This is a genomic window from Mycobacterium sp. 852002-51152_SCH6134967, from assembly GCF_001667105.1.
GTDB lineage: Bacteria > Actinomycetota > Actinomycetes > Mycobacteriales > Mycobacteriaceae > Mycobacterium > Mycobacterium neumannii_A.
Window position 1 is genome coordinate 15,771 of record NZ_LZIK01000065.1, and the last position, 24,943, is coordinate 40,713.

The 24,943-nt window shown below is 67.6% G+C and carries 25 protein-coding genes; 7 read left to right on the forward strand and 18 right to left on the reverse strand.

All coding sequences use genetic code 11. The annotated features are described in order from the left end of the window. Positions 1-33 precede the first annotated feature (33 nt). Entirely contained in the window at positions 34-747 is a 714-nt protein-coding gene (locus A5790_RS20720) for a FadR/GntR family transcriptional regulator (RefSeq protein WP_066848622.1), read from the reverse strand. Positions 748-871: 124 nt separating this feature from the next. Here A5790_RS20720 and A5790_RS20725 point away from each other — a divergent pair, with 124 nt between their 5' ends. Next, a complete protein-coding gene (locus A5790_RS20725) occupies positions 872-1,375 on the forward strand; it encodes a gluconokinase (protein WP_066848625.1) in 504 nt (167 codons plus the stop codon). A gap of 105 nt (positions 1,376-1,480) precedes the next feature. Beyond that, entirely contained in the window at positions 1,481-2,926 is a 1,446-nt protein-coding gene (locus A5790_RS20730; protein WP_066848628.1) for a GntP family permease, read from the forward strand. A 42-nt stretch (positions 2,927-2,968) separates the two neighbouring features. On the opposite strand, the gene A5790_RS20735 is transcribed toward A5790_RS20730, so the two are convergent. The 3 genes from A5790_RS20735 to A5790_RS20745 form a co-directional block, all read right to left on the reverse strand. Next, positions 2,969-3,451, reverse strand: coding sequence for an RDD family protein (locus A5790_RS20735; protein ID WP_066848631.1), 483 nt, complete (start codon positions 3,449-3,451; stop codon positions 2,969-2,971). A 61-nt stretch (positions 3,452-3,512) separates the two neighbouring features. Next, positions 3,513-4,454, reverse strand: a complete 942-nt coding sequence (locus A5790_RS20740) for a DoxX family protein (protein WP_066848634.1) — start codon at positions 4,452-4,454, stop codon at positions 3,513-3,515. A gap of 39 nt (positions 4,455-4,493) precedes the next feature. Continuing rightward, a complete protein-coding gene (locus A5790_RS20745) occupies positions 4,494-4,997 on the reverse strand; it encodes a DUF6328 family protein (RefSeq protein ID WP_197696854.1) in 504 nt (167 codons plus the stop codon). A gap of 81 nt (positions 4,998-5,078) precedes the next feature. Here A5790_RS20745 and A5790_RS20750 point away from each other — a divergent pair, with 81 nt between their 5' ends. Beyond that, on the forward strand, positions 5,079-6,476 hold the full coding sequence (locus A5790_RS20750) for a xylulokinase (protein ID WP_066848759.1): 1,398 nt from the start codon (positions 5,079-5,081) through the stop codon (positions 6,474-6,476). Continuing rightward, the gene (locus tag A5790_RS20755) at positions 6,473-7,171 is read left to right on the forward strand and encodes an MBL fold metallo-hydrolase (protein ID WP_066848637.1); all 699 of its coding nucleotides are present in this window, start codon (positions 6,473-6,475) and stop codon (positions 7,169-7,171) included. Before A5790_RS20750 ends, A5790_RS20755 begins: the two co-directional genes overlap by 4 nt. Before the next feature lie 28 nt (positions 7,172-7,199). Here the strand turns inward: A5790_RS20755 and A5790_RS20760 are convergent, their stop codons facing one another. Beyond that, positions 7,200-7,796, reverse strand: a complete 597-nt coding sequence (locus A5790_RS20760) for a PaaI family thioesterase (protein WP_066848640.1) — start codon at positions 7,794-7,796, stop codon at positions 7,200-7,202. A gap of 99 nt (positions 7,797-7,895) precedes the next feature. Here A5790_RS20760 and A5790_RS20765 point away from each other — a divergent pair, with 99 nt between their 5' ends. Further along, complete coding sequence (locus A5790_RS20765; protein ID WP_066848641.1) at positions 7,896-8,564, forward strand: PadR family transcriptional regulator; 669 nt, start codon at positions 7,896-7,898, stop codon at positions 8,562-8,564. Between the two features lie 4 nt (positions 8,565-8,568). On the opposite strand, the gene A5790_RS20770 is transcribed toward A5790_RS20765, so the two are convergent. After that, on the reverse strand, positions 8,569-10,272 hold the full coding sequence (locus A5790_RS20770) for a 3-ketosteroid-delta-1-dehydrogenase (RefSeq protein ID WP_066848643.1): 1,704 nt from the start codon (positions 10,270-10,272) through the stop codon (positions 8,569-8,571). 101 nt (positions 10,273-10,373) lie between these two features. On the opposite strand from A5790_RS20770, the gene A5790_RS20775 reads away from it, so the two are divergent. Then, complete coding sequence (locus A5790_RS20775; protein WP_064418231.1) at positions 10,374-11,513, forward strand: Rieske 2Fe-2S domain-containing protein; 1,140 nt, start codon at positions 10,374-10,376, stop codon at positions 11,511-11,513. Beyond that, positions 11,510-11,785, forward strand: a complete 276-nt coding sequence (locus tag A5790_RS20780; RefSeq protein WP_066848653.1) for a ferredoxin — start codon at positions 11,510-11,512, stop codon at positions 11,783-11,785. The genes A5790_RS20775 and A5790_RS20780 overlap by 4 nt, the downstream gene beginning before the upstream one ends. A gap of 51 nt (positions 11,786-11,836) precedes the next feature. On the opposite strand, the gene A5790_RS20785 is transcribed toward A5790_RS20780, so the two are convergent. The 12 genes from A5790_RS20785 to A5790_RS20840 all read right to left on the reverse strand — a co-directional run bounded on the left by A5790_RS20785 (position 11,837) and on the right by A5790_RS20840 (position 24,893). Next, entirely contained in the window at positions 11,837-12,913 is a 1,077-nt protein-coding gene (locus tag A5790_RS20785) for a hypothetical protein (RefSeq protein WP_066848657.1), read from the reverse strand. A 116-nt stretch (positions 12,914-13,029) separates the two neighbouring features. Continuing rightward, positions 13,030-13,959 (reverse strand): alpha/beta hydrolase, encoded by a 930-nt coding sequence (locus A5790_RS20790; RefSeq protein WP_066848666.1) that lies wholly within the window; start codon positions 13,957-13,959, stop codon positions 13,030-13,032. Beyond that, a complete protein-coding gene (locus A5790_RS20795) occupies positions 13,956-15,575 on the reverse strand; it encodes an FAD-binding protein (protein WP_066848762.1) in 1,620 nt (539 codons plus the stop codon). Before A5790_RS20795 ends, A5790_RS20790 begins: the two co-directional genes overlap by 4 nt. An 8-nt stretch (positions 15,576-15,583) precedes the next feature. Beyond that, a complete protein-coding gene (locus A5790_RS20800) occupies positions 15,584-16,375 on the reverse strand; it encodes an SDR family oxidoreductase (protein WP_066848669.1) in 792 nt (263 codons plus the stop codon). A gap of 26 nt (positions 16,376-16,401) precedes the next feature. Further along, positions 16,402-17,253 (reverse strand): SDR family oxidoreductase, encoded by an 852-nt coding sequence (locus A5790_RS20805; protein ID WP_066848672.1) that lies wholly within the window; start codon positions 17,251-17,253, stop codon positions 16,402-16,404. A 3-nt stretch (positions 17,254-17,256) separates the two neighbouring features. Further along, positions 17,257-17,745 carry a nuclear transport factor 2 family protein gene (locus A5790_RS20810; protein ID WP_066848682.1) on the reverse strand — a complete coding sequence of 163 codons (489 nt, stop codon included), beginning with the start codon at positions 17,743-17,745 and terminating at the stop codon, positions 17,257-17,259. A gap of 83 nt (positions 17,746-17,828) precedes the next feature. After that, on the reverse strand, positions 17,829-18,839 hold the full coding sequence (locus A5790_RS20815) for an acyl-CoA dehydrogenase family protein (protein ID WP_066848686.1): 1,011 nt from the start codon (positions 18,837-18,839) through the stop codon (positions 17,829-17,831). Continuing rightward, positions 18,836-19,981 (reverse strand): acyl-CoA dehydrogenase family protein, encoded by a 1,146-nt coding sequence (locus tag A5790_RS20820; RefSeq protein ID WP_197696855.1) that lies wholly within the window; start codon positions 19,979-19,981, stop codon positions 18,836-18,838. The genes A5790_RS20815 and A5790_RS20820 overlap by 4 nt, the downstream gene beginning before the upstream one ends. Next, on the reverse strand, positions 19,978-20,757 hold the full coding sequence (locus tag A5790_RS20825) for a crotonase/enoyl-CoA hydratase family protein (protein WP_066848692.1): 780 nt from the start codon (positions 20,755-20,757) through the stop codon (positions 19,978-19,980). The genes A5790_RS20820 and A5790_RS20825 overlap by 4 nt, the downstream gene beginning before the upstream one ends. Next, positions 20,754-22,172 (reverse strand): aldehyde dehydrogenase family protein, encoded by a 1,419-nt coding sequence (locus tag A5790_RS20830; protein ID WP_066848695.1) that lies wholly within the window; start codon positions 22,170-22,172, stop codon positions 20,754-20,756. The genes A5790_RS20825 and A5790_RS20830 overlap by 4 nt, the downstream gene beginning before the upstream one ends. 17 nt (positions 22,173-22,189) lie before the next feature. Then, positions 22,190-23,296, reverse strand: coding sequence for a zinc-binding dehydrogenase (locus A5790_RS20835; RefSeq protein ID WP_066848699.1), 1,107 nt, complete (start codon positions 23,294-23,296; stop codon positions 22,190-22,192). 19 nt (positions 23,297-23,315) lie between these two features. Continuing rightward, positions 23,316-24,893, reverse strand: a complete 1,578-nt coding sequence (locus A5790_RS20840; RefSeq protein ID WP_066848702.1) for an acyl-CoA synthetase — start codon at positions 24,891-24,893, stop codon at positions 23,316-23,318. Positions 24,894-24,943 lie beyond the last annotated feature (50 nt).

Consider the following 24,943-nt stretch of genomic DNA (forward strand, 5'->3'; position numbering starts at 1 on the left):
GATCCGCATTCGCCGCGGCCCGATCAAGACGGGTCAACGCCCCGAGTCGTCCCCGGACACCGCCGAACTGGCTTCGTTGATGATCGCGCGCATGGCCTGTTCGGCCGCCGCTTCGTCGCGCATCCTGATCGCGCGCGCCACCTCGTCGTGCAGGTTGATCGCGGCCGGGTTCGGTGTCGAGGGCATCATCCCGTGGTGCGTCCGCCCCGCGAGCACCTCGGCGACCACGCCGTCGAGCGCGCGGAACATCTCGTTGCCGCTGGCTTCCAACATGGTCCGGTGAAACAGCTTGTCGGCCTCCAGATAAGCGTCGAGGTCACCCGCGCGGCCGTGTACGACCATGTCCGAAACGGCGGCCGCCATGATGCGGCACTGATCGGGACCGGCCCGCCGCGCAGCCAGCGCCGCCGCCGCCGGCTCGAACCCGCGGCGTAGCTCGGAAAGCGAGAGGAGTTGGGCGGCGCGGTCGCCGGCATCCAGGCGCCAGCGAATCAGTCTGGGGTCGAAGACGTTCCACTTCTCTGCGGACTGAACCGTGATGCCCACCCGTCGTCGCGACTCCACCATGCCCATCGATTCGAGCACCCGGATCGCCTCGCGCGCCACGCTGCGCGACACTCCGTGTCGCGCGCTGACCCCGTCGAGGGTCAACACCTGTCCGGCGGGATACTCACCGGAGACGATCGCGGTGCCCAGCGCCTTGAGAAGATTGCCATGCAGCGCGCCGACGATTGGTTGAGACGCCACGCATACATCTTTTCATAGGATCACCAAACCCACTTAAAGACATATCAATACGTGACGCTATTGCAATCGTATGCCTATTACGGCATGCTGTGTGATGCCAAACACAACTGGGTAGGTGGAGGGAATGGCATCTCCGATCGTTGTCATGGGCGTTTCGGGCTCGGGCAAGTCGACGGTGGGTGCCGCGCTTGCGCAGCGTCTGCGCGTACCGTTCGCCGACGCGGACGACTTTCATCCGCCTGCCAACATCGCGAAGATGACGTCCGGCGAGGCGCTCAACGACGACGACCGCTATCCCTGGCTGGAAGCGATCGGGGAGTGGTTGGCCGAACGGTGTGAAACGGGCGGGGTGATGAGCTGTTCTGCGCTCAAACGCAAGTACCGCGATCAACTGCGGCGTCACTGCCCTGAGATGACACTGCTGCATCTGGTCGGCACCCCCGAGGTCATCGGCAGGCGGCAGGCCAGCCGTCCCGGTCACTTCATGCCGGCATCGCTGCTGGTTTCGCAATTCGAGACACTCGAACCGCTGGGCTCCGATGAGCACGGCGTCGACATCGACGTCGACCAGAGCATCGATGCCATCATCGACAGCTACGTTTCGACAACGGCTTCGACCGACCGGTAAGCGCGTGACCGACACACCGGATGAGCCAAAGACGATGCCAGAAGGGCACTTTGAGCATCCACCGATCGGCCTGAAATCGCACGGCATCGACAGTTCGGAGGCCTGATGGAAGCAATCGATCCCGCCTACGGAGCCGCGACGCTCCTGCTGATCGCTGCGGGCGCGGTGGCGCTACTGCTGTTCCTGATCATGAAGGTCAAGCTGCACGCCTTCGTGGCGCTGGTGCTCGTCAGCGTGCTCACGGCGTTGGCCGCGGGCATCCCGGTCGGCGACGTTCCCGACGCCATCAGCTACGGATTCTCCGACACCCTGGGCTCGGTGGCTCTGCTCGTCGGCTTCGGCGTGATGCTCGGTCGGTTGCTCGAAGTCACCGGCGGCGCCCAGGTTCTCGCCGATACGCTCATCGCCCGGTTCGGCGAGAAACGGGCGCCCTTCGCGCTCGGCGTCGCCGCGCTGCTGTTCGGATTCCCGATCTTCTTCGACGCCGGTCTCGTCGTGTTCCTGCCCATCATCATGACCGTCGCCCGGCGCTTCGGTGGCTCGCTGCTGCTCTACGGTCTGCCCGCCGCGGGTGCGTTCGCCGCCATGCACGCCCTGGTGCCGCCCCATCCGGGGCCGGTGGCAGCGGCCGAGGCGCTCGGCGCCAGTATCGGCGTGACGCTTCTGGTCGGCGCTCCGGTCGCCATTCTGTCCTGGTACATCGGCGTGCTGCTGGTGTCGCGGGTGATCGGGCGCCGGGTACACGTCGACATCCCGACGACGTTGTTCGGCGAGATGAACGGCGGGACAACGAATCCCGACCCCAACGGTGCCGACGACGCCCCCGACGGGGCCGGCGCCGGAGGAGTGGCAACCGCGGCCCGGACCGCTCCGTCCTTCGCCGCGGTGCTCGGCGTTCTGCTTCTGCCGTTCGTGTTGATCTCGTTCAACACCGTTCTCGACACTTTGGTGACCGCCAGGATTCTGGACGACGACACGTGGGTGCGCTACCTCATGCTGCTGGGCGACACCAGCGTCGCGCTGCTGATCACGGTGATCGTCGCGGCGGTGGTGTTGGGTCTGCGGCGGGGTCGGTCGATGGATGACGTCAGCGCCCTCTACGACAAGGCCCTCGGACCCATCTGCTCGGTCATCTTGATCACTGGGGCCGGCGGCATGTTCGGCGGGGTCCTGCGCCTGAGCGGCATCGGCAGCGCGTTGAGCGACTCCCTGTCGGGTCTGGGGATATCGCTGATCGTTCAGGCCTTCGTCATCGCGACGCTTCTGCGGGTGGCCCAGGGATCGGCAACGGTCGCACTGACGACGACGGCCGGTCTGATCAGCGCCGCAGCGGCGGAGGCGAGCCTGAGCAGTCTTCACCTCACCCTGCTGGTCATCGCGATCGCCGCGGGAGCCACCGTGCTCTCACACGTCAACGACTCGGGCTTCTGGTTGGTCAGCCGCTTCTTCGGAATGGACGTGAAGACCACGCTGAAGACGTGGACTGTCATGGAGACCACGCTCGGCCTCACCGCATTCGGCTTCAGCCTCGTTGTGTGGCTGGTGATCTGACCTGCGCATCAGTCGGGGGAACGGCTTCGGCCGGTCCGACGGTCAGCCCTTGACGACCTGGGTTCCGCCCGCGAGTTCGTCGTGCTTGCCCTGCTTGGTCGGGCTGCCGCTGATGGTAACGGCGATGACGATGATCGCGATGACGCCGAGCAGTCCGCCCACGAACGGGATGATCGGGAGCAGCGTCCACGAGTTGCGAATGGCCGCCTGCGCGGCGGTCGGCTTGGCTGCCCCGCCGGGGCCGCGAACGGTCAGGCCGAGCAACTTCTTGCCCGGTGTCGAGCCCGTACCGGCTTCGAAGGCGAGGAAGTAGACGAACATCAGGCCGCCGGTGAAGAAACCGGTGACCATGATGTTGGAGGCGGAATCGGTGACGAGGGCCAACAGCCAACTCACGATTCCGACGAGGATGCCGTCGATGAACCGCGCGAGCCAACGCAGAAGCAGGCCGCCCGGCTGACCGCCGCCCGCGGGATAGCCGCCGCCGTACTGTCCAGGCTGGGGTCCGAGATTTCCGCTAGTCATCCGAGTCAATGTACCGGCGACCCCGGCGAATCAGGGTCGGTTTCGATCGCTCGGTGAAAGCTCAGCGAAGCTTGCGTTGCTGGCGTTTGGCCTCTTTGCGCGCCTGCTTGCGGGCCGTCTCGGCCTGTTTGCGTGCCGTGTCGGCTTGCTTGCGTGCCGTATCGGCCAGCACCGTCGCGCGTTCGCGCGCCGTCTCGGCCAGTTCGGGCGCGCGGTCGCGGGCGACGTCGGCCCACTCCGAGCCCCGTTCCCGCGCGACATCGGCGAGTTCCGATCCGCGTTTGCGCGCCGTCTCGGCGAGTTCGGGCGCGCGGTCGCGGGCGACGTCGGCCAGTTCGGCACCCCGTTTGCGGGCCCGTTCAGCGATTTCGGGTCCACGTTCGCGGGCGACCTCGGCGAGTTCGGCGCCGCGCTCGCGCGCCACGTGGGCGAACTCGCGGCCGCGTTCGGCGCCGACCTGCAGGCCGTGACCGACCTTGTCGGCCAACGCGCTGTCGGCGAGAGTGCCGCCGGCCGCCGCCCCGACAGGCAGCGCGGTGCTGACCGCTTCGGAGACCTTCTGCGCCGCGCGCCGACCGCGCCACCCGATCGAGGGTTTGCCCTCGGTGTCGACCGCGGCGATGATCAGCCCACCGATCAGGCTCACGTCGGTGATGAAGGCACGCCGTTCTTCGGCCTTGCGCTCGGGGTCTGTCTCACTCCAGAACGTATGTCCGCCAAGGCTGCCCGGTACCACGCTCAGCGCGAGCGCGGCAGAGGCGAGCCGGGGGAGTTTACCGGTGGCCAGGAGCAGGCCACCGCCGATCTGGACGGCGGCGGTGGCACGGGCGACGGTCTCGGCGTTGGTCGGAACGTTGGTACCGACCGGGTCCGGCAGTTTGCTCAGACCCTCCAGCGTCGGGCGAGCCGCGTCGGCCGCGGGTTTCGGGCTGCGTAAAGCCTCGACGCCTCTGGCGATGAAGGCTGCTGACAGCATCGGGCGCGCGATACGTCGAATCAACATGGGCCAGGTGTTCCCAGGCGAGCGGGGACGCAAACGTCGTTACGAGGCATCGCGGGGGGTGCGGTGTTGCAGCGGCACGAGATACCAGAACACGATTAGTGCGACCAGCACGCCGCCCCCGGCAATCCATGCGGCCACCCGGTCGGCGACGGCGTCGAAGATGATCGTCGCCACGCCGGCGAGCGCGACGCCGAGGAGCAGCGTGCCGGTGATGGCGAAGGAGTGCGCCGTCGACACCAACGTGCGCATGCGGTGCCGACGGAACAACAGACGGTGCATGCTGACCGGAGCGATCAGCAGGACCGTCGCCCCTATCGAGCAGGCCACCGTCACCAGGTAGACGGTGCGCATGACACCGTCGAGTTCGGAGAAGTGGTCGGTAAACGGCAGGATCAGCAGGAAGCCCGTGAGCAGCTGGACACCCGTCTGAGCCACCCGTAGCTCCTGCAGCAAGCTGGACCAATTGCGGTCCAGCCGTTCAGCTTCCGTCTCGTCGCGGTGGTAGCCGTCAGGCCCAGCCAGGTCGGGGCGCTTCGAGTTCACACCTGATTCTGGCAGCCGGCGCCGCGGCTGGTGGACCGAACGGCGGTTTGTAGCCGCCGCTGCCGGAGTAGGTTGGCGAAGGTGGCGCTCGTCGCGGGAATAGATTCATCCACTCAGTCCTGCAAGGTGATCGTCTGTGATGCCGAAACCGGGTCGGTGGTCCGGTCGGGTTCAGCCCCACACCCCGACGGCACCGAGGTCGATCCCTGGTCGTGGTGGTCGGCTTTGCAGGCCGCCGTCTCGGCGGCGGGCGGATTCGACGATGTGGCAGCGATCTCGGTGGGGGCGCAGCAGCATGGAATGATCTGCCTGGACGACGGCGGGCGGGTCGTGCGAGATGCGCTGCTGTGGAACGACGTTCGGTCGAGCGCGGCCGCCGTCGACCTGGTCGAGGAGCTGGGCGGCGCGCAGGAGTGGGCCACGCGCGTGGGCGTGGTGCCGGTCGCGTCGATCACCGCTACGAAGTTGCGCTGGCTTGCCGATGACGAACCCGCGCACGCCGATGCGACCGCGGCGGTGTGTCTTCCACACGACTGGCTGACCTGGCGGCTCAGCGGGTCCTCCGACCTCGGCGATCTCCGCACCGACCGCAGCGACGCCAGCGGGACGGGGTACTTCTCGTCGGCGACCGGCCACTACGACATCGACCTACTCGAGTTGGCCATGCGCGGAAGGAAGCCCCTAGTCCCGCCGGTGCTCGGACCGTCCGCACCCGCCGGGCACTTGACGACGGGCGCGTTGTTGGGCCCTGGCGCGGGCGACAACGCCGCAGCTGCGCTCGGGCTGAGCGCTGGGCAGGGTGATTGCGTGGTGTCGTTGGGAACCTCTGGGGTGGTCAGCGCCGTCGGAACGATCGCACCTCGGGATCCGGAAGGCATCGTCGCCGGTTTCGCGGACGCCACAGGCAACCAGTTGCCGTTGGTGTGCACCCTCAACGGTGCTCCCGTGCTAGCGGCCGTTGCCAGGATGTTGGCCGTGGAGTTCGACGAACTGGACCGCCTGGCGCTGTCGGCGCGGCCGGGCGCAGAGGGGCTCACGTTGGTGCCGTACCTGGAGGGGGAGCGCTCGCCGAACCTGCCCGCCGCCGCCGGTGCCCTGCACGGCGTGACTACGCGAAACCTCCTGCCCGCCAACGTCGCCCGGGCCGCCGTCGAGGGGTTGTTGTGCTCGATGGCGTACTGCATCGACAAGATCAGGGCGCACGGTGTTCACGTGCGGCGCATCATGTTGACGGGCGGAGGGGCGCGTTCGGAGGCGGTGCGACAGATCGCGCCAGCGATTCTGGGGACGGCCGTGCAGGTGCCCGTACCCGCCGAGTACGTGGCGCTGGGTGCGGCCCGGCAGGCCGCCTGGACCTTGTCGCAGGCGGACGCAGCGCCGACGTGGACGCTCGGCGACACCGCGACCTACCGCGCGGATCCCACACCGTCGGTGCTCGAGCAGTATCGAGCCGCTCAGCCGCTTACGTTGGGACAGTGAACTTTCGATGGGACCGGCTGGCCGACGGGGTGTTTCGCACCCGGCTGCCGTTCCTCGATGTCACCGTCGGGTTGGTCGTCGGGCGCGACGGCGGCATGCTGATCGACACGGGCAGCACGCTGAGCGAGGCGCGTGCCGTCAGCGCCGACGTCGCCGAGCTCGCCGATCATCAGGTGCGGCATGTACTGCTGACGCACAACCACTTCGACCACGTCCTCGGATCTGGGGTGTTCGTCGGGGCGCAGGTGTACTGCGCGCCGCCGGTGGCCGAAACCATGACGACCGGCAAGGACCATCTACGTGCCGACGCGTTGCGGCACGGTGCCGACGGTGACGAGGTGGACGCGGTGATCGGCGCCCTGCGCGAGCCCGACCAACAGGTCTGGGAGGCCGTCGTCGACCTCGGCGGACCGATGGTGTCGATCAGCCACCCCGGTCGCGGGCACACCGACCACGACCTGATCGCGGCGGTGACGGGTCTGGCCCGGCGGGTGGTGTTCTGCGGTGACCTCGTCGAGGAGTCCGGTGACCCGTGTGTCGACGAGGATTCCGACCCCGACGCCTGGCCCGCGACGCTCGACCGGTTACTGGCGATCGGAGGCGAGGAGGCGGTCTACGTACCTGGTCACGGCGCCGCCGTCGACGCGCGCTTCATCCGTCGACAACGCGAATGGCTGGCCGACAGAAAAGGGTGACGGCTCGAGCGCTGACACAGGTGAGGTGTCACGGAACTCGCGGATGGATGAATACACCGTCGGCTTCGACGGTCACGCCGTCGGCGTCGGCGATATGCCCGACCGCGAACGTCTTCACGCCCTCAATACGTTCGACCCAGGCCTGCGCGCGCAGCGGGTGACCGAGCCGGGTCCCGCGCCGGTAGCGCGTGGTCAGCGTGCCCGTCACCGCCGGCTTGCCCGGTTTGTGCGCGGTGGCGCCGAGCACGTGGTCGAGCAACATCGCGCAGACTCCACCGTGGACATGTCCCGGGGGACCCTCGAATGCGGCGCCTAGCGTGAATTCGGCCCAGACTCGGCCGTCCGTGTCGTGGTGGACCACCAGCGGCGGGGCGGCAGGGTTACGCACCCCGATGACGACGTTGCCCCAGACCATCGCCTCCCCGTCGCGGGTGTGTTGCAGACCGAATGAGTCGCCAATCAGCGATGTGCTGAGTTCGTCACTGGCGCAATCGATCCGGTTCTTCACCGCTTCGACGGTCGCTGCATCCGCTGAGGTGCGGATCGTGACGTCGACGAGTCGGCGCACCGATTGCGCCAAAGGTTCGTACACGGCGCGCAGATTGTTGAGTTCGGAGCCGGCCATGGGTTCAGGGTGCGTAAACCCCGACGCCGCCGCAAGGCGCCATCCCGGCCAGTGGTGCGTTGGACGAGCGGTTCGAGCTGCCGTTGTTAGGCTAACCGAATGGCGAAAAGCACGTCCGACGCGAAGCCGAATCTGGCTGCGACCAGTTGGGCGTTGTTGGGCATGCTGACCTACGAACACGAATTGTCGGGCTACGACATTCGTAAGTGGATCGAATGGAGCCTGCGGTTCTTCTACGGGAGCCCCGCCTACAGCCAGATCTACTCGGAGCTGAAGAAGCTCGAAAAGTTGGGGTTGCTGTCGTCACGCGTCGAGCACACCGGCGGCACCCGCAACCGCCGGCTCTACAAGATCACCCCCGCGGGTCTTGAAGCGGTGCGACGATGGGCCAACGAGGCACCCGTCGATCCACCGGTGCTCAAGCACAATCCGTTGCTGCGCGTGACGTTCGGGCATCTGACCGAACCGGAGCGCCTCAAGGAGATCCTGCAGCAGCACATCGCCTACGCCGACGACATGCAGCGCCAGGCCGCCAAGGACGCCAAGTGGGCCGGAGTGGACCCGTCGTGGGCGTACGCGAAGGTCGCATTGCAGTGGGCCGAGCGGCATTACGCCTCCGAACGCGAGCTCGCCATGAAGATGCTCAAGGAGCTCGACGAGGCCGAGGCCGCCTTCGCCGACGCCGGCATCGAACGCGGTACCCAAATACCGTCGCCCGCACCGGAATATTGGTACGAGATCGAGAAGAAGGCCGAAGCCGAGGACTGATCGGTCACCCGCCCGCCGCGTCCGCGGCGGCGATGTAGCCGTACACCAGACCCTGCGCGATCGTCGCGCCCGCTCCGGGATAGGTGGTGCCGAACGCGTTGGCCGCCGTGTTGCCGATCGCGTACAACCCGTCGATCGCGCGGCCGTCCTCCCGCAGCACGCGGGCGTGGTCGTCGACGCGCAGGCCGCCGCACGTGCCGAGGTCGCTCAGCACCATCTTCACGGCGTAGAACGGCCCCCGGTTCAACGGGCGCAGGTTCGGGTTCGGCGTGACGGTGGGATCGCCGTAGTAGCGGTCGTAGGCGCTGGCCCCGCGCAGGAAGTCGGGATCGACTCCGGCGGCGGCGTTTTCGTTGAAGCGCTCGACGGTCGCGGTCAGCGTCGATTCGTCGACGCCGATCTTGGGGGCGAGTCCGGTGATGGAGTCGGCCCGGTGCGCGATGCCGGCGTCGTACCACCTCTGGGGTATCGCCATGCGCGGGAACAGTTCGGCGGCGAAGACGTAGCTGTTGCGATAGCCCTGGTCGAACACGATCCACATGGATTCGACCGGATTTCCCGCACGTTCACGTTCGAGCAGCCGCTGCCCGAACGTCATGTAGTCCGTCGCCTCGTTGACGAACCGGCTTCCGGTCTGGTCGACGATGAGCGATCCGGGTAGCGACCGCTCCGCCAGCATGACCTTCGGATCGGCACCCGGCAGCGCCGCGACGGCGGGGAACCACCACGCTTGATCCATCAGATCGGTTGCGGCGCCGACATCTTGGGCGACTCGGATCGCGTCGCCGGTGTTCGTCTCGGCTCCCAGGCTGGCATGCTCGCCGAGTGATTCCGACTGGAACTTCCAGCGCATGTCCATGTCGTGATCGAAACCGCCCGCCGCGAGCACCACACCGCGGCGCGCGGACACCGTGATGTCGGCGCCGTCGTGGCTCAGCACCACGCCGCTCACACGATCGCCGTCGGTGACGAGCCGACGCAGGGTGGTGTCGGTCCACACGGGGACGCCCGCGCGCAGCACACCGGCGAAGAGGCCGGCAGCCAGTGCCTGACCCCCGGCGACATACCGCCGCTTGAGGGCCAATCCGCCGATGCCTTGGCCGAGGCGTTTGGCGATGACCGGCAGCCCTTTGCGCGGCACCCGCGACATCAGGTTCATCCACCGGTAGTCCGCGCCGGTGGTCGGTATCGGGACCTTGGCCTCCATCACGCCGGGCCGCAGTCGCGTGCGGTACCGGCCGAGGATCGCCGAGTCGAGGGGACGGCATTCGCAGGTGCGACCCACGGCGGTGCCGCCGGGCGCCTCGGGGTGGTAGTCCGAGTACTCCTTGGCCCAGAAAAGCCGCATCGGCGTCGCCCGCCGCAGCAGTTCGATCGTCGCGCCGACGTTCGCCAGGAACGCGTCCGACCGGTGCGCGGGCGCGGTCCCGTCCACCACCGCGTCGAGGTACGTCTTGGCCCGCGCCGCGGTGTCGGCGCCGCCGTCGCCTTTGATCACCGTGCTGGCCGGGAGCCAGAGCGCGCCGCCGGAACGCGCGGTCGAGCCTCCGACGTAGGCCGACTTCTCGATGATCAGCACGGACAGGCCGCGCTCGTGAGCGGCGAGGGCGGCGGCCATGCCGGTGCCGGACCCGACCACCACCAGATCGACGTTCGTGTCGGTCATCGGCAAGCCGTCGGGGATCGTCGCCCCGTGTGCGCTACTCACAACCGATCAAATTAGAGCGGTTCGGCCCGGGCCGGAACCCATGTCCTGATGAGCGGAACAGAACCGTGAACACGGTCGGCGATCGCTGCTAGAACAGCGGTATGACGATGGACACCGATATCGAGGTCCGCCAGATCGAGGCGGAGGCCGCGCCGTCGCGGTTCGCTCGTGGATGGCACTGCCTGGGTCTGGTCAGGGATTTCGGTGACGGCAAACCGCACCAGGTGCACGCGTTCGGCAAGAAGCTCGTGGTGTTCCGCGGCGGCGACGGGCGCATCAACGTCCTGGACGCGTACTGCCGGCACATGGGCGGCGACCTGAGCCAGGGCGAGGTCAAGGGCGACGAGATCGCATGCCCGTTCCACGACTGGCGCTGGGGCGGCGACGGGCGATGCAAGAAGGTTCCGTACAGCAAGCGCGTGCCCCGACTGGCCCGCACCGCCACGTGGACCACGCTCGAACAGGACGGCATGTTGTTCGTCTGGAACGACGCGGAGGGCAACCCTCCGCCACCCGAGGTCACCATTCCGCGCATCGAGGGTGCGACGAGCGATGAGTGGACCGACTGGCACTGGTACACCACCGTGGTCAACACCAACTGCCGCGAGATCATCGACAACGTCGTCGACATGGCGCACTTCTTCTACATCCACGGCTCGCTGCCGACGCATTTCAAGAACATCTTCGAGGGCCATGTCGCGACCCAGTACATGAACAGCGCGGGACGGCCCGACCTCGGCGAGCCCGGTCCGACCCAGATGCTCGGAACCACCTCGGTCGCATCGTATTTCGGGCCGTCGTTCATGATCGACGACCTCACGTACCACTACACCGACGTCGATCACAAGACGGTGCTGATCAACTGTCACTATCCGATCGACCAGAACTCCTTTGTGCTGCAGTACGGGATCATCGTCAAGAAGTCAGAGAACCTGCCCGAGGACCTCGCGATGCAGACGGCGATCGGCCTCGGCGACTTCGTGAAGATGGGTTTCGAGCAGGACGTCGCCATCTGGAAGAACAAGGCCCGCATCGACAATCCGCTGCTGTGCGAGGAGGACGGGCCCGTCTACCAACTGCGTCGCTGGTACGAGCAGTTCTACGTCGACGTCGCCGACGTGACGCCCGACATGGTGGACCGCTTCGAGTACGAGATCGACACCACCCGGCCGCGCGAGGAATGGATGAAGATCGTCGAGGCCAATATCGCCGCGCGGGACGCCGTCACGAGCGCGGGATGACCGTCCGCCAGGACAACCGACTCGCCGACGCGCCGATGACCTCGGTGACGTGCCGGCTCTGCGCGGCAACCGTTTTGGTGCGCAAGAGCACCTGGCAGCAGACCAGCGTGCAATGGGACGCCGAGTCCGCCGGGACGTGTCACCAGCGCCGCGACGCCGAAGCCATCCACGCGCACGACGGCAGGCCGTTCCTGGTCTGCTTCGAACTGCGGGATTCGATCGAGGAGGCGGCGCGCCGCGGCGCGCTGCCGATCGTCGACGAAACGGCGTGATTTCGGTGCGCTACCGATCGTCCAGCGACTGGTAGCGCACCTAAATCGCAACTAGGTCAGCTGGAATGCCGACAGGGGAGCTTCCTGCGGGTACTCCGCCGGCCCGCCGAGGTCGTACACCGCGTTCAGCGCCGCGATGAACTCCGGATCGTGCAGGGGCTCGCTCGGCACATCGAGCTTGATGCCCTTTTTGTGCACATCGTCGACGAGCATGTCGATCGCCTTGTCGATGGTCAGATCGTCGCTCCCGTCCATGTTCTTCTTGAGCTCGTCGAAGTCGGTGAACACCTCCGCCGACCAGTGCACCAGGAACCGCAATTCGTCGGTGTGGTGGCGGGCGATGACGTCGTCGCCGTTCTGGAGCAGCCAGTAATCGCGGTCCGACGGATCACCGGTGAAGACGGTGTCGAACGCCAGCCCGGGCGGGGTCTGCAGTTCGAGTGGCCCGTTGGCCTCGCCGCGGTGCACCATCATCTCGTTCTGCACGAGCACACCGCGGTTGTAGACCGGCGGCAGCAGGCGTTTCGGCGGCTTGAGGGGCCCGTCGGGCCAGTAGGTGAAGCCGCTGCCCTCGTCGAGCGAGAACCACGTGATGACCTGAGCCATCTTGATGAGGTAGTCGCGGAAGAGCCCGGACTTGCCCATGACGCTGGTCAGCCAGGTGGGAGCATTTTCGTGGCGCACGCCGCGGAAGCTGGGGGAGTCCAGGTGGCCGGGATCGCGGTTGGCGCAGGGGCCGTTGATGTTGAATAACATCATCTCGGGCTTGGCGTATTCGGCGTTCCAGTAGCCCTTGGCGTACTCGACGAAGCGCTGGCTGTAGAAGCAGTCGTGCAACTCGGGGTAGAGCACCGTGCCGTAGTTGGCCAGATAACCGCGGAACGTTGCGGTGAGGAACAGGTCCAGCGAGGGGGTGAAGCCTTCGGGGAACAACCCGCTCATGGTGGCCATCAATTCCTCGGCCGACGCGAAGTGCTGGGCGATGATCAGCTTCCACGGCCCCTGGGTGCGCACCACGTCGAGGAGGCGCTCCCGCTGGTCGTCGGTGTAGAGGTTGTCGATCTCGCGGGGCGGTGAGGCGGGCCGCAGGATGTCGGACAACTCCATCCGCTGCTCTTGGGTGAGCATGTTCTCTCCTACTCTCGAGGTCGGCATCTCATGCCGGTCGCTTGGCCAATTCTGGTGCTGTGGCCCGCAAGTGGCCGCGTGCCTGTCCGGTCATCGGGACATCTGTTTCCGCTCGTTCAGAAGGGCAGCGGATTGGCGAACTTCGCGCGCAGCAGCGCGCCGGTCTCGGCCACCGCTAGGCGCCCACGGGCCGTCGCCTCCGAGCGCATCAGGAACCCGTGGTAGATGCCGGGATAGCGCGTCAGCGTCGTCTGGACTCCGGCGTCGCGCAGCCGATGCGCATACCGCTCGCCCCAGTCGCGGATCGGGTCGGCCTCGGCGGTCACGACGATGGCCTGCGGCAGGCCCGACAGATCCTGTGCGCGCGCGGGAACCGTGTACGGGTGGTCGGGGCCGTCGGCCAGCTCGTGCATGTATTCGATGTCGACGAGCGCGAGCATCGGCGCCTCGGGCATCGCCCGGATCGACGGGGCGTCGAGATCCTTGTCTACGCCCGGATACATCAACACTTGAGCGAACAGAGTCGGGCCACCGCGGTCGCGGGCGGCCAACGCGACGCCGGCGGCCAGTGTGCCCCCGGCGCTGTCGCCCGCCACCGCGACCCGGGTCCTGTCGATCCGGAGGTCGTCGGCATGGGCGGCCACCCAACAGGTCGCGGCGTAGGCGTCGTCGAACTGGGCCGGGGGTGCCGCTTCGGGGGCCAGGTGGTAGTCGACGGACACCACCGTGGCGTGGGAGTGGTGAGCGAGGTTGCGCGCCAACGGTTCGAACGAGCGGTTGGAACCCAAAACCATTCCGCCACCGTGGAAGTAGACGACGGCGGGGGCGTCGCTGTCGGTCGACGGCCGGTAGATGCGCAACGGGATCTCCCCGACCGGGCCCTCGATGATCCGATCCTCAACATCGGCCATCTCCGGCATCGTAGGCAGCGGCGCGGATTCCAACGCTTCACGCACGGCGTCGAGCCCGCGCTCCCGCATCGGCGCCACGCCCCCGAACAGAGCAACCCGCGCCGCGGCATCGGGGTCCAGGTGGTAGTGCGTCACAGGCGATCTCGATCACTCGAGACCGACCGTAGCGTGTCCGAAGCGTGCGCCCCCGCGCGTCGCCCGCTGAAGATGCAGTCCGCGATGGACAACCCGCTGACATAGCTGTTGGAGCAGATACCGACCGCATTGCGGCCCGCGGCGTAAAGGCCGGCCACCGTCCCACCGTCACGATGGGCGACTTCGCCGGTGTGTTCATCGACGATGAGGCCGCCGAGTGTCAGCCCGGGGATCGGATAGAACATCGACGAGTCCGCGGAGATGTTGATCGAGTAGAACGGCGGGGTTGTGAGCGGGGGACACAGATCCGGCTCCTTGTGCGCGGGGTCGCCCGCGCCGCCGGCGATGCCGCGGTTGTACTCCTCGACGGTGCGGCGCAGACCCATCGGATCGATCCCGTTCTCACGGGCGATGTCCTCCACCGTCGACGCCTTGCGGTGTCCGACCGTCAACAGGTAAATCAGTTGCAGGCGCTGGAAGAGCTGTGTCTGCGTGCGAATCTGGGCCCTTACTTTTCTCCAGGTCGGGGCGTCGTAGATGGCCCAGCCCGCGCCGCCGAACTCGCGCATCATCACATTGCCGTGCGTTGCGCCGTAGAGGTCCTCATTGGCGATGCGTCGGCCGTCGCGGCCCACGGTGAGACCTTCGAGAAATGCGCTCGGTGGCGACAGAAAACGCCAGGCCGTGATGTTGCCCATCTTGTCGGTCATGCCTCCGGCCTCGACTCCCAGGGCGATACCCGAGCCGTCGTCGCCGGGGGTGCCGAGCGGCGAGATCTTCATGAACTCCGGAGCATGTTCGGCCATCCACTCTCGGTTGTGGACGAAACCGCCGGCGGCCAGTATCACTGCCCGTGCGGATGTCTCGCCGTCCACGGCGGCGTCGGACCACAGCGTCTCGGCGCGCTCGACCGCGCCCTTTACCAGGCCGGGCAGCCAGGTGCCGGCCTTTCCGGTGAGCTTGGTCAGAACGCGGTGCTTGCGCGCGTCGGGATGGTTCGTCGGCATCGCGCGGTACCGGACTCCGCGGATCCGCCCAAGGTCATCCGCGATGAGTTGGTGCACTCGGCACAACGGAATGAATTCGACGCCCTTGGCTTTCGCCGAACGGCGCAGGTTTTCGAACAGCACCTTGCCCGAGCTCATACCCGGAGCTACGACGCGGTGTCCGCGCGGCACGGGGCGCGCGTGTCGCGCGTAGGGATGGGCCTTCTCGTTGCCGGAGTAGTAGAGGTAGAAATCGTCGGTCGGATACGACGTCTTGTATGAGGACACGGGACCGCCGCGGAACCCGACCCCTTGTCTCTTGAGCCACTCGATCAGATCCGGGCTCTGTTCGCAGAACCTCTGAAGGGTTTCGCCGCTGACCGCGTCGCCGACCTCCTGTTCGAGATACGCCCGCATGTCCGCCACGCTGTCGTCGTATCCACCGGCCCGCTGTTCGGCCGTACCCGCGCCCGCGTAGACGATCCCGCCCGACAAGGCAGTCGCGCCGCCGCCATACCCCCGATCCAGCACCAGGACGCGGGCTCCACGATCGGCAGCCTCGATCGCCGCGGCGGCGCCGGCAGCCCCGAACCCGACAACGATGACGTCGTAAACTGTTTCGCTTGCCATGTTCACCCTCACAGAACCGACTTGATCTGCTTGGCGACCAACCGGGTGGCGCGCTTCGCCGACAGCCGGGCCAAGATGTCGAGGGCTAACGCGTCCGTGCCGATCAGGACGCGGAAGCGGTCGCGGGCGATTCCGTCGACGATCTTTTTGCCTGCGGCTTCGGCGGTGGCGGATCGGACCTTCCTGTCTCCGGCGTCGAGCATCGCAACCCCGGAGTTCCCTGTCAGGTTGGTGTCGATGTTTCCCGGAAACACCGTCACCACATGGACATTGGTGTCGCATAGTTCGGCGTAGAGACCCTCGCTGAACTGCTTCACCGCGCCTTTACTCGCGCTGTACAGCGTTTGGCTGGCGAACGGCAACAGCGCGGAGAGACTCGACATGTTGGTGATGTTCGCCTCCGGCCGGGTCAGCAGGGACGGCAGGAAGGTGCGGCACATCCGCACGGTGGCGTCGAAGTTGACGGCCATGATGCGGTCTGTCTCATCTCGGGAAAGCTCGGAAAAGGGTGCGAATCGGTGGATTACGCCGGCGATGTTGACCAGCCCGTCGATCTGTCCGTGCGCCTTCGCCACCTCATCGGGTAGTGCGGTGACCGCCTCGTCGTCGGTGAGGTCGAGAACGTGCGTGGACATCGGGATGCCGGTGATGCTCGCGAGTTCCGCCGTACCAGCCAGGCCGACCGAATCGAGGTCGACCGCCGCAATGCGTGCGCCGCGGCGGGCGAGCCCGAGCGCGACTTGCCTGCCCATACCGTTGCCGGCGCCGGTCACCACGAACACCTTGTCGGCGATCTGCACGTCGACCTTCCTTCAGTCGGATTCCGTCAATGCCGCGTCGAATCGAATCGCCGCTTGGTGCGCAGGACCGGCGCCCGGCGCGACGCCAAGATCTCGGCCCGCTCCGCCATGGCGTTGCCCACGTACTCGGGCTGGGTGAGCAGATAAAACTCACCGGCCGCGGCCTGCTCGAACACCACCCGCGCCGCTTCGACCGGATCCATCGCCTCGGCCTTGATGTCGAGCATCGCGGCCCGCTGAGACTCCGCGGCCCCGACATCGCCGTCGTCGACGCCGCCCGCGGACTCGAAGATGTTCGACTTCACCGCGCCGGGCAGAACCGCCTGAACGTGGATCCGGTCGGCGTGTCCGGCGAGTTCGACCTCCAGTCGCAGGCATTCGGTCAGCGCCAGCACCGCGTGCTTGCTCATGATGTAAGGCGCCTGCAGCGGCACGGCGGCGACTCCGCCGATCGACGACAGGTTCCACACCCACGACGGAGTGTCCGCAGCGATCATGCGCGGGAGAAATGCGCGAATCCCGTAGAACACGCCGTTGACGTTGATGTCCACCAGCCGGTCCCAATTGGCGACGGGGGTGTCCCACAGATATCCGAACTGCTCGACACCGGCGTTGTTGACCAGCAGCCGGACCGGGCCGATCTCCGAGTACACCTGTGCGGCAATGCCTTCGAGCGCCTCGGGATCACGCACATCACACACCAGGTCCACCGAGCCCGCGAGCTCGTCGCGAAGCGCCGCAATCGCCGAGGCGTCGATGTCGACCAGCACGACGGTCATCCCCAGCGCGGCGGCATGGCGTGCCAGCCCCGCGCCTATCCCGTTGCCGGCGCCGGTGATGACCGCGACACCGTCACCGAAGGCCGCGCGCGCGTCCACGCGTTACGAAGCGGTCGAGGCGGCAGCCGTCTTGGCGGCATGCTCGGAGAACGTGACAGAGTCCTCGGCGTCGAGGATCACGGTCATCGACGTGAACACCAGGCCGTCGCCGGCACGACGGATGCCGACGTCGACCACTCCGCTGGAGACGTCGAACGGGACGTTGTTCGTCACCTGGTTCACGTACAGGTAGAAGCGTGCGGTGGTGACGTCCCCCTCGACGCCGGTGCGGAAGACGTTGGTGGCATGGTGGCGCAGCGGGTAGGGATTCTCGTTGCGGTGCTGGGTCAACCACGCCAAGGTCTCGTCCTTACCGTGCAACTCGGCGGCCATCAGGTCCTCGAACGGGCAGTTCCCGGAATCGGATCGGCTCAGGTATTCCATCTCGTCGCCGAGCCGGGCCCCGAGTTCGGCGAAGTGACCCTGGTCGTAGTGGTACCAGAAGGCGGCGATGAACTCCTGGACCTCGGACAGCGTGATCTCGTTGCTCATGGGTGCGAGTCAACCGCCGACGACCGGGACGTGGCACGACGATGCCCGGTCAGTGGAACACCGCGCGGCCCGGGGCGGCCGGATCAGTCGACGATCAGGCTCCACATGTCAGCTCCGGCGGCCAGCGTCGCGTCGGTCACCTGCTCGTCCCAGTAGCGCACCGTCCCGAATTCGGAGCGCCACGCGAGCGCGGCGCGGGTGAACTCGTGCAACCGGTGCTCGAAAGTGGTACCGATCGCGCCGTGCACCTGGTGGGCGTTGCGCACCACGACCGACGTGGCATGACCGACGCAGGAGCGTGCCGCCGCGACGCGGAAGGCGACGTTGCCCGTCGACCAACCGCTCGTGACGGCGGTCGTCAGCGCGCCCTCGGTCGCCGCCCGCGCCAACGCCGCTTCGGCGGCCAGGTCGGCGATCAGGTGCTGGACCGCCTGGAAGCGGGACAACGGCCGGCCGAACTGGATTCGCGACGCGGCGTGCTCGACCGACGACGCGACGATCCGGTCGAGCGCCGCGCACACCTGGATCGCCCGCACCATCGCGGCTCTCAGCCGCAATTCGGCCACCAGATCGGACGAGACGGACACACCGCCGAGCGCGGCGACGTCGGCCTCGACGGAATCGCGCGGTTCACCGATCAGGTTGCTGCCGGCCGTGATCGAGAGCGCGGCGGCGTCGACGTCGGCGACCCGGTGGTCGTCGCCGTCCCGCCAGACGAGAACCACCCGGTCACTGGCCGCGGCCCAGGGGACACCGCTTGCGGTTCCGTCGTCGCCGAGCATGCACACCGTGCGCACCGCGTCGTCGCTGCCCATCCCGTTCGCCTCGAGCAGCCAGCAGGCCAGTAGGTCGTGTTCGGCCAACGGTGTGCGAACCGCGTTGCGGGCGGCGGCCGCCATCAGTTCGGCGGCCTCGAACCAGCCCGCTCCGCTGCCGCCCGACTCCTCGGCGCCGGTCAGGCGGACCAGGCCCAGATCGTCGAGACGCCGCCACAACTCGGTGTCCCGTTCGACGGCCTTGGCAGGCGGGTGGGCGTCGCGGTACTCGGCGAAGACCGCGTCCATCATTTCGACGAGCGCCGGATCGACGGTCATCGCAGCCCCAACCCTCGTGCGATCACGCCGCGCAACACCTCGTTGGTGCCGCCGCGCAGCGTGAAGCCCGGGCGCTGATCCACGGCTCTTGAAACCAGTTCGGCGAGATCGGGATTCGTGGTCGCGTCGGTCCGCGTGTCGGCGAAGTCGGCGATGTCGCCCTCGGTGGTGGTGCCGAGCACCTTGACCACCGCCGCGGGAACATCGGCGGGCTCGCGCCGCTCCAGTGCGCCCGCGACGGCGGTCGACATCTGGTGCAGTCCGGCGGTTCGGGCGACGAGGCGGCCGAGTTCGGCATCCCGCGAGATTTCCTGTGCGGCCATCTTTTCGCCGCACGTCCGCAACAACACGAAGGTGGACAGGAACCGTTCGGGTCCGCTGCGCTCGAAGGCCAGCTCCGAGGTGACCTGACGCCAGCCCGCGCCGATCTCACCGAACACCATGTCGTCGGGCACGAAGGCGCCGTCGAGGATCACCTCGTTGAAGTGGTGCGCACCGTTCATCGAGACGACGGGCCGGATGTGTACCCCGGGCCCGCGCAGGTCGACGATGAACTGACTCATTCCGGCATGGCGGTTGTCCGGATCGACGGGCGCAGTGCGGGCCAACGCGATGAACGCATGCGCGTAGTGCGCCCCCGAGGTCCACACCTTCGTCCCCGACAGCGACCAGCCGCCGTCCACCTGCACCGCCTTGGTGCGCACGCTCGCGAGATCGGAGCCGGAATCGGGTTCGCTCATGCCGATGCCGAAGAAGCACTCGCCGCGCACGATCCGCGGAAGGAACTCCCTCTTCTGCAGTTCCGTGCCGTACTTGAGCAACGACGGCACGATCTGCCGATCGGCGATCCAGTGCGCCGCGACCGGTGCGCCCGCGGCGAGCAATTCCTCGGTCACCGCGAACCGTTCGACGAACGAGCGTCCGTGCCCGCCGTACTCGACCGGCACGGTCATCCCGAGGTAACCCCGTGCGGCAAGCGCTTTGGTGAAGTCCTCGTCCCACCCCGTCAGCCACGCGTCGACCGACGGCGTGAAGGCGCCCGCGGCACGCTGCTCGGCGAGGAACGCGCGGACCTCGGCTCGCAGGGCCGCCGTGGCAGCGGCGTCGACGGCCGCCGGCGGAACCAGGCGGGGGAGCGTCACGGGACGGTCCGCCATCGGCTGATGCGCTGTTCGTGCTCCGGGTCGCGGTGGGCCAACGGCTGCATGGCCGCGGCCATGGCCAGCGTGGAGTCCAGCGAGCCGGCCCGCGACTCCTGCAGCAGACGCTTGGCCATCCGCAGGGCGTGGGAGGGATTCTTCGTGATCCGGTCGGCCAGCGCGAGCGCCTGCGGGAGCAGGTCGTCGTGCGGCACGACGCGGCTCACCATGCCCCACTCCAAGGCGGTGGCCGCGTCGATGCGGTCACCGGTGAACGTCATCTCGGCGGCGCGCTCGTAGCCGATCGCCCTCGGCAGGAACCACGTGCCACCGTCGCCCGGGATGATGCCGATCTGCACGAAGCTCTCGGCGAACGACGCCCGCTCGGAGGCCACGCGGATGTCGCACATCATGGCGAGGTCGCAGCCCGCTCCCACGGCGGGACCGTTGACCGCGGCGATCAGCGGAACCTCCAGGCGGCCGAGCGCGCGCGGGATCCGCTGGATCCCGTCGACGTAGGCGCGCCGCTGGTCGAGGGCGTCGAGGCCGAACATCCCTGTGCGGTCAGCCATCTCCTTGACGTTACCGCCCGCGGAAAAGATCTTGCCCGCGCCCGTCAGGATCACCGCGTGCACGTCGATATCGGCGTTCGCGGCGTCGACGGCGGCCTCGAACGCCGAGATGAAGCCCTTGTCGGTGATCGCGTTGCCGACCTCGGCCAGGTCGATGGTCCACGTCTGCGTCGCACCGTGAGCGGCGATGTTCAGCGGTGTGCTCATGACGGCAACTGTAGGGACTTGGTCTGCAGAAATTCCTCGAACCCCGCGCGACCGAGCTCCCGGCCGATGCCGGATTTCTTGTATCCGCCGAACGGCGCGATCGGGTTGTACATGCCGCCGTTGACGTCGAGCTGTCCGGTCTGCACGCGCCGGGCGAACGAGATGGCGGTGTCGAGGTCGGGACCCCAGACCGCGCCCGCGAGTCCGTAGGGGGTGCCGTTGGCGATGCGTAGGGCGTCGTCTTCGTCTCGGAACGGGATGACCGCGAGCACCGGCCCGAACACCTCCTCCTGGCCCAACTCGGAGTCGGGGTCGACGTCGGCGAACACGGTCGGCGCGACGTAGTAGCCGGTGTCGCGGACCGGTTCGGATCCACCGGTGAGCAGCCTGGCGCCGTCGCGGCGTGCGCGGTCGATGAACCCGCGCACGGACCCGAACTGCGCGGCCGAGGCCAGGGGGCCGATGCGGGTGCCGGGGTCGGACGGGTCGCCGACGGTGTACTTGGCGGCGGCAGCCTCGATCAGTTCGAGGGCTTTGTCGTAGCGCGACTGCGGCACCAGCATCCGGGTCCAGGCCATGCAGGTCTGCCCGGCGTTGAGGAACGCATTGCCCACGCCGACCCTGACCGCGGTGGTCAGGTCGCCGCCGTCGAGGATGACGTTGGCGGACTTGCCGCCGAGTTCGAGGGCGACCTTCTTCACCGAGCCGGCGGCGAGTTCGGCGACGCGGCGGCCCACGGCGGTCGACCCGGTGAACGACACCACGTCGACGTCGGGATGCGACGCGATGCGCTCGCCCACCACGGATCCGCGGCCCGACACCAGGTTCACCACCCCGGCGGGAAGGCCGGCCTCCTCGACAGCTTCGATGAACTCGAACACCGACAGCGGCGCCTCGTTGCTCGGCTTGAGGACGACGGTGCAGCCCGCGGCGATCGCGGGCAGCACCTTGGCCACCACCTGGTACAGCGGGTAGTTCCACGGGGTGATGGCGCCGACGACGCCGTACGGCTCGCGCAGGACCAACGAGTTACCCACGCGCTCTTCGAATTCGAAGGACTCGAGGACGTCGGCGAAACCGCGCGCCACCGCAAGTGGGACCTTGACCTGAACGCCCTGCGCCACACGCAGCGGCGCACCCATCTCCCGGCTGATGGTCTCTCCGATGTCGGGCAATCGCCTCTCCATCGCGGCGATCACCCTGGCCAGGCGGTCGCCCCGCTCGGCGCGGGTGATCAGCGGATCGAACGCGCGGCGGGCGGCGGCCACCGCCGCGTCCACATCGGCGACCGTTCCGTTGGGAACACAGCCGATCACCTTCTCGGTGGCGGGATCGACGACCTCGATCACGTCGCCCGCCGACGGCGTCACCCACTGCCCGTCGATGAACAGCGTCTTTCGGGTGTAGTCGTGCATGGATCTCCTTCGGGGGATCAGGGAACGATGCTGGCGCGGACGTCGCGCTTGTGCTCGGCGGCGGCGAAGGCCTCGTTGATGTCGTCGAGCGGATACCGCGCCGCAGCCAGCCGGTGCAGGGGGAGGGTGTCCTGGTGCTGTTCGAGGAAGGTCAGCGCCCGCGACAGCACCGGCGGTTCGTACAACGAGACCCCGACCATCGTCTTGTTGGCGAAGACGAAGCGTGACGGGTCGAACTCGAAGGTCCTGCCGATGTTGATGTTGCCGATCTCGACGTAGCGGCCGAACTGACCCAGCATCTTGAGGCCCTCGTCGATGGCGGACGGGTGGCCGACGACCTCGACCACGACGTCGGCGCCGTGGCCGTCGGTCAGTTCCCGCACGATCTTCGCGCGGCCCTTCACCGTGGCGGCCGTGTTGATGTCGATCACCGCATCGGCGCCGAACGCGGTTGCCAACTCGAGCCGTTCGGGCACACCGTCGATGGCGATGACCCGGCCCGCGCCCCTGGCCTTGGCCACCGCGACCGCGTACAGCCCCAGCGCACCGGCGCCCTGCACGACGACGGTCTCGCCGAGTTGCTGGTCCACACGCTCGAGTCCGTACATCACCTGCGACAGTGCACAGTTGGCACCGGAGGCGATGTCGTCGCTGACCCCGTCGGGCACCGTGTACACCACCGCGCCCGCGGGCAGCACGAAGTAGTCGGCGTAGCCACCGACGAAATAGGGCGGCGCGTCCGCGCGTCCGAGCATGGCCATACCGAGGTTCAGGCACGCGTTGCGCCTGCCCGCCAGGCAGTTTCGGCATCGGTGGCAGGAAAAGAAGTAGGGGAACACCACCCGGCTGCCCTTCTCGAGGCGTGCGCCGTTGGAGTCCGCGCTGACACCGTCGCCCAGTTCCTCGACCGCGCCCACCATCTCGTGACCGAGCACCGTCGGAAATTGTCCGCCCAGGCCGCCGGTGGCGAAGGTGCCGTGCCACGCGTGCAGGTCCGATCCGCAGATGTTGGTCCTGGCGACCTTGATCAGGATCTCACCGGGACCGACCTCGGCCAGGTTCACCGTTTCGATCTCGAACGGCTTTCCGGGCGCGTCGAAGCGCGCGATACGTCCTGTGAACAACGGTCAGTTCCCTTCTGGCTCAGCGGCTCAGCGGTTCGGCCGCGAAGCGTTCGCGCAGTTGACGTTTCAGCAGCTTGCCGCTCGGGTTCTTCGGCAGTGTGTCGACGAAGAAGACCTGTTTGGGCGTCTTGAACCCGGCCAGATGCTGACGGCAGTGCGCGATCAGGCCGTCCTCGGTCAGGTCGGCGCCCTCGCGGGAGACCACCGCGGCGACCACGGTCTCGACCCACGTCGGGTGGGGGAGGCCGAAGACGGCGACCTCCTGAACGCCGCTGTGCCGGTAGAGGATCTCCTCGACCTCGCGACTCGCCACGTTTTCTCCGCCGGTCTTGATCATGTCCTTCTTGCGGTCGACCACGTGCAGGAGGCCGTGCTCGTCGTAGTAACCGAGGTCGCCGGAGTGGAACCAACCGCCGCGGAACGCCTCCGCCGTCTTGGCCGGATCGTCTAGATACCCGAGCATCAGATGCGGGCTGCGGTGGGCGATCTCACCCACCACACCGGGTGCGACCGGAGCGTCATCTTCGTCGAGGATCGTCGTCTCCACGTTGACCACCGGCCGTCCCGCCGAACCGGCGTGGGCGTCCTGCTCGTCGGGTCCGAGCGCGGACGCCAGCGGCGCCAACTCAGTCTGGCCGTAGAAGTTCCACAACCTCAGGTTGGGCAGCCGGTCGCGGATCTCGGCGAGGATCTCGATCGGCATCGCCGAAGCGCCGTAATAGCCCTTGCGCAGGCTCGACAGATCGACCTCGTCGAACACCGGGCACCGCAACAGGCTGATCCACACCGTCGGAGGCGCGAAATAATTGGTCACCCCGTACCGCGCGATCGTGCGCAGCACCGCCTCGGGATCGGGCCCGGGCAGGATGATGCTGGTCGCACCGAGATAGATGTCGGTGGCCAGGAAGTTGTCCAGCTGCGCGCAGTGATACAGCGGCAGCGAGTGGATTTCGACGTCGTCACCGGCCATCGAGCCGGCGACGATGGTGCTGACGTACTGCCACATCAGGCTGCGGCTGGTGTGCATCGCGCCCTTGGGCCGCGACTCCGTGCCGCTGGTGTACATCAACCGCAGCAGCTGGTCGTCCTCGATGCGCGGATTCGGCGCGGGGGTGGTGGTGGAAAGCCACTGCGCGAAGTCGTCCCAGCCAGGTGGAACGCTCTGTCCGGGCCGGACGATCGCGGCCCGGGTGCGCACCGCTCCGTCCATGCGCATCGCTTGTTCGGCCACCCCCGCCAGCCCGGCTTCGACGAGGAAGCCGTCGGCCTTGCTGTGGTCGAGGATGTAGGCGATCTCCTCGGCCGTCAGCATGAAGTTCACCGGCACGAGCACGACCGCGGCGCGTGCGGTGGCGAAGGCGAGCACCGCGTACTGCCAGCAGTTGCGCGCCAACAGCGCGACGCGGTCACCGGGATTAAAGCCGTTGTCCTGCAACGCCGCCGCGGCCCGGTCCACGAGCCGATCGAACTCGGCGAACGTCAGCACCACATCGCCGTCGATGATCGCGGTCTTGTCGGGTTGCCTGCGGGCCGAACGGCGCGGGATGTCGCCCAGAGTGTGGCTGCGTGCCTGCTCGACCACCGCATCCAGATCCATGGCGGGCAGCGTAAACATCTCCGGTGGGGGGCGAGGGACTCGTGTCCCGC

Bases quoted from the DNA above. Each gene is read 5' to 3' on its own strand.
- A5790_RS20725 (WP_066848625.1), top strand. From the start codon at position 872: ATGGCATCTCCGATCGTTGTCATGGGCGTTTCGGGCTCGGGCAAGTCG.
- A5790_RS20730 (WP_066848628.1), top strand. From the start codon at position 1,481: ATGGAAGCAATCGATCCCGCCTACGGAGCCGCGACGCTCCTGCTGATC.
- A5790_RS20735 (WP_066848631.1), bottom strand. From the start codon at position 3,451: ATGACTAGCGGAAATCTCGGACCCCAGCCTGGACAGTACGGCGGCGGC.
- A5790_RS20740 (WP_066848634.1), bottom strand. From the start codon at position 4,454: ATGTTGATTCGACGTATCGCGCGCCCGATGCTGTCAGCAGCCTTCATC.
- A5790_RS20760 (WP_066848640.1), bottom strand. From the start codon at position 7,796: ATGGCCGGCTCCGAACTCAACAATCTGCGCGCCGTGTACGAACCTTTG.
- A5790_RS20765 (WP_066848641.1), top strand. From the start codon at position 7,896: ATGGCGAAAAGCACGTCCGACGCGAAGCCGAATCTGGCTGCGACCAGT.
- A5790_RS20775 (WP_064418231.1), top strand. From the start codon at position 10,374: ATGACGATGGACACCGATATCGAGGTCCGCCAGATCGAGGCGGAGGCC.
- A5790_RS20780 (WP_066848653.1), top strand. From the start codon at position 11,510: ATGACCGTCCGCCAGGACAACCGACTCGCCGACGCGCCGATGACCTCG.
- A5790_RS20785 (WP_066848657.1), bottom strand. From the start codon at position 12,913: ATGCTCACCCAAGAGCAGCGGATGGAGTTGTCCGACATCCTGCGGCCC.
- A5790_RS20795 (WP_066848762.1), bottom strand. From the start codon at position 15,575: ATGGCAAGCGAAACAGTTTACGACGTCATCGTTGTCGGGTTCGGGGCT.
- A5790_RS20810 (WP_066848682.1), bottom strand. From the start codon at position 17,745: ATGAGCAACGAGATCACGCTGTCCGAGGTCCAGGAGTTCATCGCCGCC.
- A5790_RS20815 (WP_066848686.1), bottom strand. From the start codon at position 18,839: ATGACCGTCGATCCGGCGCTCGTCGAAATGATGGACGCGGTCTTCGCC.
- A5790_RS20825 (WP_066848692.1), bottom strand. From the start codon at position 20,757: ATGAGCACACCGCTGAACATCGCCGCTCACGGTGCGACGCAGACGTGG.
- A5790_RS20830 (WP_066848695.1), bottom strand. From the start codon at position 22,172: ATGCACGACTACACCCGAAAGACGCTGTTCATCGACGGGCAGTGGGTG.
- A5790_RS20840 (WP_066848702.1), bottom strand. From the start codon at position 24,893: ATGGATCTGGATGCGGTGGTCGAGCAGGCACGCAGCCACACTCTGGGC.